Consider the following 7,774-nt stretch of genomic DNA (forward strand, 5'->3'; position numbering starts at 1 on the left):
AGCCGTTACGCCGACGCGGTGCCGTTGGGGCGGGACCGCAGCTCGGTGACGTAGTCGTCGGGCGCGCCCGCCTTCTCCGCCGCGTTCGCGAGCTCCGACAGGTACCACGCGGTCGGCAGACCGCCCTCGTACCCGTCGAAGACGTAGATCCACGCGGTCACTTCCCCGTCCAACGTCGAGACGCGGACGTGCAGCTTGCGGTACGTGCCGGCGGTGACGCCCTCGATCTCGTCGAGCTGCGCGGCGTCGTACGGGTGGATGTCGTACAGCGCCACGAAGACCCGGTCGCCCGGGGACTCCACGACGGTGCTGACGGAACCCTCCCAGCCGATCACGCCCTCGCCCGCAAAGGTCAGCCGCCAGCCCTCCAGCCAGCCGATGCCCACCATCGGCGAATGCGGACAGTAGGCGCGCATCCGGGCGGGGTCCAGGTTTGAGCCGTAGGCGGCGTAGTGACGCACGGCGATGACGATAGCCCGGCGGACGGTTGGGGGAGAATACGACGGTGCGTGTCGGACACGTTCGGGAGAAGAAAATCACTGTGACCACTGACGAAGGGCGAGCATTGTGAGCCGGATCGTGATCATCGGCGGCGGGCCGGCCGGCTACGAGGCTGCCCTGGTCGCCGCGCAACTGGACGCGGACGTGACCGTGGTGGAGGCCGAGGGGGCCGGTGGCGCCTGCGTGCTCTCCGACTGTGTGCCGTCGAAGACCTTCATCGCCAGTTCGGAGGTGGTCACCGGCTACCGGGACACCGAGGAGTTCGGTGTGCACTCCGACGGGCTGGAGGCGGTGACGGTCGACGCCCGGGCGGTCCACGGGCGGGTGAAGCGGCTGGCCCTGGCCCAGTCCGCCGACATCCACGCGAAGCTGGTGAAGGCCGGCGTCACCATCGTCGCCGGCACCGCCCGGCTGGGCGAGGACACCCTCGGCCACACCCACCGGGTGGTCGTCACCCCGGCCGACGGCGGCGGGGAGTACTCCATCGCCGCCTCGACGGTGCTGGTCGCCACCGGCGCCACCCCGCGCCAGCTGCCCACCGCCCTTCCGGACGGCGAGCGCATCCTCACCTGGCGACAGGTGTACGACCTGCCCGTGCTGCCCCGGCACCTGGTGGTGGTCGGCTCCGGCGTCACCGGCGCCGAGTTCGCCAGCGCCTACCTGGCGATGGGGGTGCAGGTCACCCTGGTCTCCAGCCGCGACCGGGTGATGCCGCACGAGGACGCCGACGCGGCGATGGCCATCGAGCAGGTCTTCCGCAGCCGGGGCATGAGCATCCTCAACAACTCCCGCGCCGACGCGGTCCGGCGGACCGACGACGGCGTCGAGGTCGAGCTCTCCGACGGTCGCGTCGTGAACGGCTCGCACGCCCTGATCGCCGTCGGGTCCATCCCGAACACCGCCGGCCTGGGCCTGGCGGAGTACGGCGTCGAGCTGGCCCGGGGCGGCTACGTCACCGTCGACCGGGTGTCGCGCACCAACGTCCCCGGCATCTACGCCGCCGGTGACTGCACCGGGGTGCTGCCGCTGGCGAGCGTCGCCGCCATGCAGGGCCGGATCGCGATGTGGCACGCGCTCGGCGAGGCGGTGCGCCCGCTGCGGCTGCGTACCGTCGCGGCGAACGTGTTCACCGACCCGGAGCTGGCCACCGTCGGCGTCTCCCAGGACGAGGCGGACGCCGGCAAGATCCAGGCCCGCCAGGTGATGCTGCCGTTGTCGGGCAACGCCCGGGCGAAGATGGACGACCTGGCCGACGGTTTCGTGAAGCTGTTCTGCCGGCCGGCCAGCGGCCAGGTGATCGGCGGTGTGGTCGTCGCGCCGAAGGCGAGTGAGCTGATCCTGCCCATCACCATGGCGGTGGAGAACAACCTCACCGTCAACGAGCTGGCCCACACCATCACGATCTACCCGAGCCTCTCGGGTTCGATCACCGAGGCGGCCCGCCAGCTCATGCTCCACGAGCTGGAGTGACCCGCTGCCCCGGCGGGCCGGTGTGCTCGGGCCCGGCGGCCCTGGTCGCCGCCGGACCCGCCGGCCCGGTGCGCCGGGCCAGGGTGGCCGCGACCACGGCGAGCAGCGCGACCTCCGCGAGGATGAGCAGCCGCTCGGCCAGGCCGACCAGCACCCCGCCTCCGGGGTACGCGGACCAGACCGTCGCCCCGGCCAGCAGCAGGCTGATCGGGGCCAGGACGCGCAGCCAACCTGCGGCGCGTCCGCCCAGGTGGCCGGCGAGCAGCCAGCCGGCGACCGGCAGGGCGAGGAAGGCCACCACCGAGGCGTACCGGTGCAGCTGGGCGGCGGCGTCCACCGGCGTACCCGGTTGGTTGGTGGGGACGACGGCGGCGGTGACCAGCCCGGCCGCCCAGGTCAGCAGGAGCGCGGTGGCGGCGGGCGGACGGCGGACGGCGGCTGCCGGCCCTCCGGGGGCCGGCCCCGGGCCGGGGCGCCACAGGGCCGGGACCAGCACCGCCGTGGCGGCGGCGAGCACCGCCATGGCGACGTCGACGACCCCACCCCGGTCGGCGACGGCGAAGTCGCTGACGGTCAGCGACCACGGGTTCAGGTCTTCGTTCACGTCCAGGTGACCGATCACGGCGAGCAGTGCCGCCAGGGCGATCCCGCCGAGGGCGAGCAGGCCGTGGGTCCGGGTTTCGCGCATGCCCCCAGCCTGTCGCCACCGGCACCCGACACGGATCCGGGAACGCCCCGGATCGGTTCCGGAGCAGACCCCTGAGTCAGCCCGGCCGTCTCGGCCACAGCACCTTGGGCTTGCGTCATCGAAGCTTGGGCGACTCGGGAAGCTGGGCGTTTGGCTCCGCGACAGCGCGGCCGAGGGTTGCTGCTCACCTCATCAGGGCATCAGGATCAACCGGACTCCGCGAGCAGGTGTACGACACCGGCTGGGTTCTTGATCCAGTGGGTTCTGGAGTCGAGGTTCTCCAGGGGCTCGACCTCGTCACACGGGTGGATACCGATGTCGGCCAGTTTGCTCGCTGCCGCGTCCAGGTCATCGGTGTGGAGCTGTAGCCACAGGTCGGACTGGCTGTAGTTGTCGACACAGTCGAGCCACAGCGTACTGGGTCCGAACTGCACCGAATGAGTTTTCCAGACGGTCGGAGCGTAGGAGACGTCGCCTTCTTTGACGTCGAAGCCCAGAGTGTCGCGGTAGAAGGCCACGGTGGCCTCGTACTGTGCCTTGGGAATCTTCATGGCGATGTTCAGGCCGGCCGTGAATTCAGGCTCGCTCATTGTTGCGTGACTCCTTACTGCGTGTCAGTGGCGTCCAGTGCACCTTCCAGCGCGGCCAGCCGGTCATCCCACCTGTTGGCGAGCCTGGCCAGCCACGCCTGGGCTGGGCGAACGGCGGCTGGTTCCAACCGGTAGGGGTGGCGGCGGCCGGCCGGTTCGCCGGAGCTGACCAGGCCCGCTTCGGCGAGCTGGCCCAGGTGCTTGGCGATCGCCTGGCGGCTGATCGGCAACCGTCGCGCCAGATCAGTGACAGTTGCGGGCCCGGCGCGGGCGAGCTCCTCCAGCAGCGCCCGCCGCGTTGGATCGGTGAGCGCCGCGAACACCGCAACGGCCTGCCCCTCCACATCAGGCGGTCGCATCGAGGTAGGTCTCCAGATCGAAGAGCTCCGTGTCCCATCCGTGACTGTTGGCCTCCTGGGCAGACTGGGCCACGTCGTCGGCGGCCTGGGCGAACCCGCTCTCCAACAGGCGCAACCGAGTGCCGTCCGGCACCGGTTCCAGGGTGAAGTCCACAAGCGTCTGGGGTGCGTCATCCTCCGGCAGGCCCTCGATCGCCCACCTGAACGCGAAACGGTGTGGTGGGTCGACCACCGCGATGGTGGCGACGGATTCCTCGTCGAGGTCGTCCCAACGGAAGAACGCGCGCCCACCCGGCCGCAGATCTATCTCCGCCACCGAGCCGAACCACCGCGAAAGCCCTTCCGCGGTGGTCAGCGCGGCCCACACCCGCTCGATGGGGTGCCGCAGCACCACCACACGTTCGATCGCGTCCGAAACCATGCTGACTCTCCTTCGCAACCTGTAGGTTGCCATTAATGGCAACCTACAGGTTGCGATCGTTGCCCGCAATCCCCGGCGCGAAGGGCGACTTACCACGCACCCGCAAATGCGGCATCCCTCACCAGCTTGGACCGCCACCTGCACAACCGGACCGGCGACATGATCGGGGCATCCCAGGTCGCCTCCAGCTCGCGGGCCTTGGTTTGACTTCCCGCCAGTCGGATTCGCTGCTCATCGTTCCGCTTCCTCCAGTGCATCAGATGCTCCTCGAACCCCGACGTCGGCCAGTGGCACCGGACTCGCGCCCAGGTGCGGGTGGACGGGCGGATGGGCACCGGTCGGCGTACCGTGGTCGGCGCGCGGCCCCACGCGCGTCGGGCCCCCCGTTCCCGACGACCGGGCCGCCGCGGGCCGCCGGCAGGTCCCGTGCCGGCGGCCCACCCCAGTTCCTGGCCCAAGGGTCCAAGCGGACGACCGAGTTCACGCGTGTCGCGCCGTCTTGCGGTTTCGCATGGTTTCGTTGCCCCAGTTGCCGCGATCGGTAGTTGGCGTCCCGGGGCCGGCCGGGCGGAAAACCAGTCGTCTCGACGGCCACGCCGGTCGTACGGTGGCGGCATGCGCAGTGCGGTGGTGACCACGACGCCGGGAGACCCCGGCGTGCCGCACTGACGTTTCGCGTCGACGAGGCCCCGGGCGTTCCGCCCGGGGCCTCGCGGCGTTCCGGGTCGGGTCGCTCTCGGGGCGTGTACCCGATCAAGGAGAGCGACATGATCGACCACCGTAGGCTCGGCCGTGAGCTGGACCTGTTCGTCTCCGACCCGCTCGCCGGGGCCGGCCTGCCGATCTGGCTGCCGGCCGGCGCCGCCGCCCGGCACGCCGTCGAGGAGTACGTCCGTGACCTGGAGCGCCGGGCCGGCTACCAACACGTGTACTCGCCGCCGCTGGGCAGACGGGAGCTGTTCGAGCTCTCCGGGCACCTCGGCTACTTCGCCGGTGACATGTTCCCGCCGATGCGGCTCTCCGCCGACGACGAGTTCGTGCTGCGCCCAGCGCTCTGCCCGCACCACGCGATGGTGTGGCGGGCCCGTGGCCGGTCCTACCGGGAACTGCCGCTGCGCGTCGCCGAACTGGGCGGGATGTACCGGGCGGAACGCTCGGGGGTGCTCGGCGGGCTGTCCCGGGTGCGCGCCATCTCGCTGAACGACGCGCACAACTTCTGCGCCCTGGAGCAGGTGGGCGAGGAGGTGCGGGAGATCCTGCGGCTGATCCGCGAGGCGCACGCGGCGCTCGGCGTCCGCCCCGCCGGCTTCCGGCTGTCGCTGCGCGGCCCGCAGGAGAAGTACGTCGGTGACGACGCCGAGTGGGCGCGGGCCGAGGCGCTGCTGCGTGCCGCGCTCGACGGGGTGGGCTTCACCGAGGCCCCGGGGGAGGCCGCCTTCTACGGCCCGAAGATCGACATCCAGATCGTCGACGCCGCCGGCCGGGAGTCGACCCTCTCCACCGTGCAGCTCGACTTCGACAAACCGGAGCGGTTCGACCTGTCGTACACCGGCTCGGACGGGGCCCGCCGGCGGCCGGTGATGGTGCACCGCAGCCTGGTCGGCAGCATGGAACGGCTGTTCGCGTACCTGATAGAGGTGCACCAGGGCGCTTTCCCGCCCTGGTACGCCCCGGTGCAGCTGGTGGTGCTCCCGGTCGACGGCGCACAGGCCGAGGCGGCGCAGCGGTTGGCCCGGCGGGCGCTCGACGCCGGGCTGCGGGTCGAGGTCGACCACGCCGGCTCGCTGGGCGCCCGGGTCCGGGACGCGGCCCGCCGGAAGGTGCCGTACGTCGGGGTGGTCGGCGCCCGGGAGGCGGCCGACGAGGCGGTCGCGCTGCGGCTGCGCGACGGCCGTGGGCTGGATCCGATGCCGGTGCCGGATGCGCTCGGGCTGATCGGCACGGTGGTCGCCGCGCGGGCGGCGGACCTGCTCCCGTTGGCTTGAGGGCTCGGGGCCGGGGTCGGTGGACCCCGGCCCCGAGCCTGTTCGCGCGGTGCTCAGCCGGGAAGCGTCGCCGGCTCGGGCGCCGTCGGCGTCTCCTCTTCGCCCACCAGCCCGCCGGTGAACTGTGACCGGTACAGCCGGTGGTACGCGCCCTGCGCGGCGAGCAGCTGCTCGTGGGTGCCCTGCTCGACGATCCGGCCATTCTCCATCATGAGGATCAGGTCGGCGTCGCGGATCGTGGAGAGCCGGTGGGCGATGACGAAGCTGGTCCGCTCCGAGCGCAGCGCCGCCATCGCCCGCTGCAGCAGCACCTCGGTGCGGGTGTCCACCGAGCTGGTCGCCTCGTCGAGGATGAGCAGCGACGGCTCGGCCAGGAACGCACGGGCGATGGTGATGAGCTGCTTCTCACCGGCGCTGACGTTGCTCCCCTCCTCGTCGATCACGGTGTCGTAGCCGTCGGGGAGGCTGCGGACGAACCGGTCCACGAAGGTGGCCCGGGTGGCGGCGAGGATCTCCTCCTCCGTCGCGTCGGGCCGTCCGTAGGCGATGTTGTCCCGGATGGTGCCGCCGAACAGCCAGGTGTCCTGGAGCACCATGCCGATCCGGCTGCGCAGGTCGTCCCGGCGTAGCGTGGTGACGTCCACCCCGTCGAGGGTGATCCGTCCGGCGTCCAACTCGTAGAAACGCAGGATCAGGTTGACCAGGGTGGTCTTGCCGGCCCCGGTGGGGCCGACGATCGCCACGGTGTGGCCGGGCTCGGCGACCAACGACAGGTCCTCGATCAGCGGCTTGTCCGGGTCGTACCGGAAGGAGACGTGTGCGAACTCGACCCGGCCGTGCGGGTCGGTGACCCGGGCCGGCGGCTGCGGGTCGGGGCTCTGCTCCTCGGCGTCGAGCACCGCGAACACCCGCTCGGCCGACGCGATGCCGGACTGGAGCAGGTTCGCCATCGAGGCGACCTGGGTGAGCGGCTGGGTGAACTGCCGGGAGTACTGGATGAACGCCTGCACGTCGCCGAGGCTCATCGAGCCGGACGCCACCCGCAGCCCGCCGACCACGGCGATCGCCACGTAGCTGAGGTTCCCGATGAAGAACATCGCCGGCATGATGATCCCGGAGATGAACTGCGCGCCGAAGCTGGCCCGGAACAGCTCTTCGTTCTTCGCGTGGAAGGCCGCCTCCACCTCGCGTTGCCGCCCGAAGACCTTCACCAGTTCGTGGCCGGTGAACGCCTCCTCGACCTGGCCGTTCAGCTCGCCCGTGTGGGTCCACTGGGCGATGAACCTGCGCTGAGACCGCCTGGCGATCTGCGCGGTCACCACCACCGACAACGGCACCGCCACCAGGGCGACCAGGGCCAGCAGCGGCGAGATCCAGAACATCATCGCCAGCACGCCGACCACGGTGAGCAGCGAGGTGAGCAGCTGGCTCAGGGTCTGCGAGAGGGTCTGCGAGATGTTGTCGATGTCGTTGGTGACCCGGCTGAGGAGTTCGCCCCGGGGCTGCCGGTCGAAGTAGGGCAGCGGCAGCCGGTGCAGTTTCTCCTCCACCTCGGCGCGCAGACGCAGCACGGTTGCCTGCACGACCCCGTTGAGCAGCCAGCCCTGCCACCACATCAGCAGGCTCGCGCCCAGATAGAGCACGACGGCGAGGGCCAGCGTACGGCCCAGCGCGGCGAAGTCGATGCCCACGCCGGGCACCACGGCCATCCGGGCCAGCATGTCGGCGAAGTTGTCGTTGCCCGCCGCCCGGGCCCCCGC

At 71.3% G+C, this 7,774-nt stretch carries 8 protein-coding genes; 2 read left to right on the forward strand and 6 right to left on the reverse strand.

Annotated elements, in window-relative coordinates; all coding sequences use genetic code 11:
• Positions 1–5: 5 nt before the first annotated feature.
• Positions 6–461 (reverse strand): gamma-glutamylcyclotransferase, encoded by a 456-nt coding sequence (locus tag E1193_RS13935; RefSeq protein WP_132183617.1) that lies wholly within the window; start codon positions 459–461, stop codon positions 6–8.
• Positions 462–567: 106 nt separating this feature from the next.
• On the opposite strand from E1193_RS13935, the gene E1193_RS13940 reads away from it, so the two are divergent.
• The gene (locus E1193_RS13940; RefSeq protein ID WP_132183618.1) at positions 568–1,971 is read left to right on the forward strand and encodes an NAD(P)H-quinone dehydrogenase; all 1,404 of its coding nucleotides are present in this window, start codon (positions 568–570) and stop codon (positions 1,969–1,971) included.
• Here E1193_RS13940 and E1193_RS13945 read toward each other — a convergent pair.
• The 4 genes from E1193_RS13945 to E1193_RS13960 all read right to left on the reverse strand — a co-directional run bounded on the left by E1193_RS13945 (position 1,949) and on the right by E1193_RS13960 (position 4,029).
• The gene (locus E1193_RS13945; protein WP_132183619.1) at positions 1,949–2,659 is read right to left on the reverse strand and encodes a DUF998 domain-containing protein; all 711 of its coding nucleotides are present in this window, start codon (positions 2,657–2,659) and stop codon (positions 1,949–1,951) included. The two genes, E1193_RS13940 and E1193_RS13945, sit on opposite strands and share 23 nt — an antisense overlap.
• A gap of 206 nt (positions 2,660–2,865) precedes the next feature.
• Positions 2,866–3,249 (reverse strand): hypothetical protein, encoded by a 384-nt coding sequence (locus tag E1193_RS13950; RefSeq protein WP_132183620.1) that lies wholly within the window; start codon positions 3,247–3,249, stop codon positions 2,866–2,868.
• A gap of 14 nt (positions 3,250–3,263) precedes the next feature.
• Positions 3,264–3,608, reverse strand: coding sequence for a metalloregulator ArsR/SmtB family transcription factor (locus E1193_RS13955; RefSeq protein WP_132183621.1), 345 nt, complete (start codon positions 3,606–3,608; stop codon positions 3,264–3,266).
• The gene (locus E1193_RS13960) at positions 3,595–4,029 is read right to left on the reverse strand and encodes an SRPBCC domain-containing protein (RefSeq protein WP_132183622.1); all 435 of its coding nucleotides are present in this window, start codon (positions 4,027–4,029) and stop codon (positions 3,595–3,597) included. Before E1193_RS13960 ends, E1193_RS13955 begins: the two co-directional genes overlap by 14 nt.
• 767 nt (positions 4,030–4,796) lie before the next feature.
• Here E1193_RS13960 and thrS point away from each other — a divergent pair.
• The gene (gene thrS / locus E1193_RS13965) at positions 4,797–6,014 is read left to right on the forward strand and encodes a threonine--tRNA ligase (protein WP_132183623.1); all 1,218 of its coding nucleotides are present in this window, start codon (positions 4,797–4,799) and stop codon (positions 6,012–6,014) included.
• Positions 6,015–6,067: 53 nt separating this feature from the next.
• Here thrS and E1193_RS13970 read toward each other — a convergent pair.
• A partial coding sequence (locus tag E1193_RS13970) for an ABC transporter ATP-binding protein (protein ID WP_132183624.1) occupies positions 6,068–7,774 on the reverse strand: 1,707 nt, incomplete at its 5' end.

The organism is Micromonospora sp. KC606 (genome assembly GCF_004348675.1).
GTDB lineage: Bacteria > Actinomycetota > Actinomycetes > Mycobacteriales > Micromonosporaceae > Micromonospora.

Coding starts and splice junctions, on each gene's coding strand:
- E1193_RS13945 (WP_132183619.1), bottom strand. CDS start 2,659: ATGCGCGAAACCCGGACCCACGGCCTGCTCGCCCTCGGCGGGATCGCC.
- E1193_RS13950 (WP_132183620.1), bottom strand. CDS start 3,249: ATGAGCGAGCCTGAATTCACGGCCGGCCTGAACATCGCCATGAAGATT.
- E1193_RS13955 (WP_132183621.1), bottom strand. CDS start 3,608: ATGCGACCGCCTGATGTGGAGGGGCAGGCCGTTGCGGTGTTCGCGGCG.
- E1193_RS13960 (WP_132183622.1), bottom strand. CDS start 4,029: ATGGTTTCGGACGCGATCGAACGTGTGGTGGTGCTGCGGCACCCCATC.
- thrS (WP_132183623.1), top strand. CDS start 4,797: ATGATCGACCACCGTAGGCTCGGCCGTGAGCTGGACCTGTTCGTCTCC.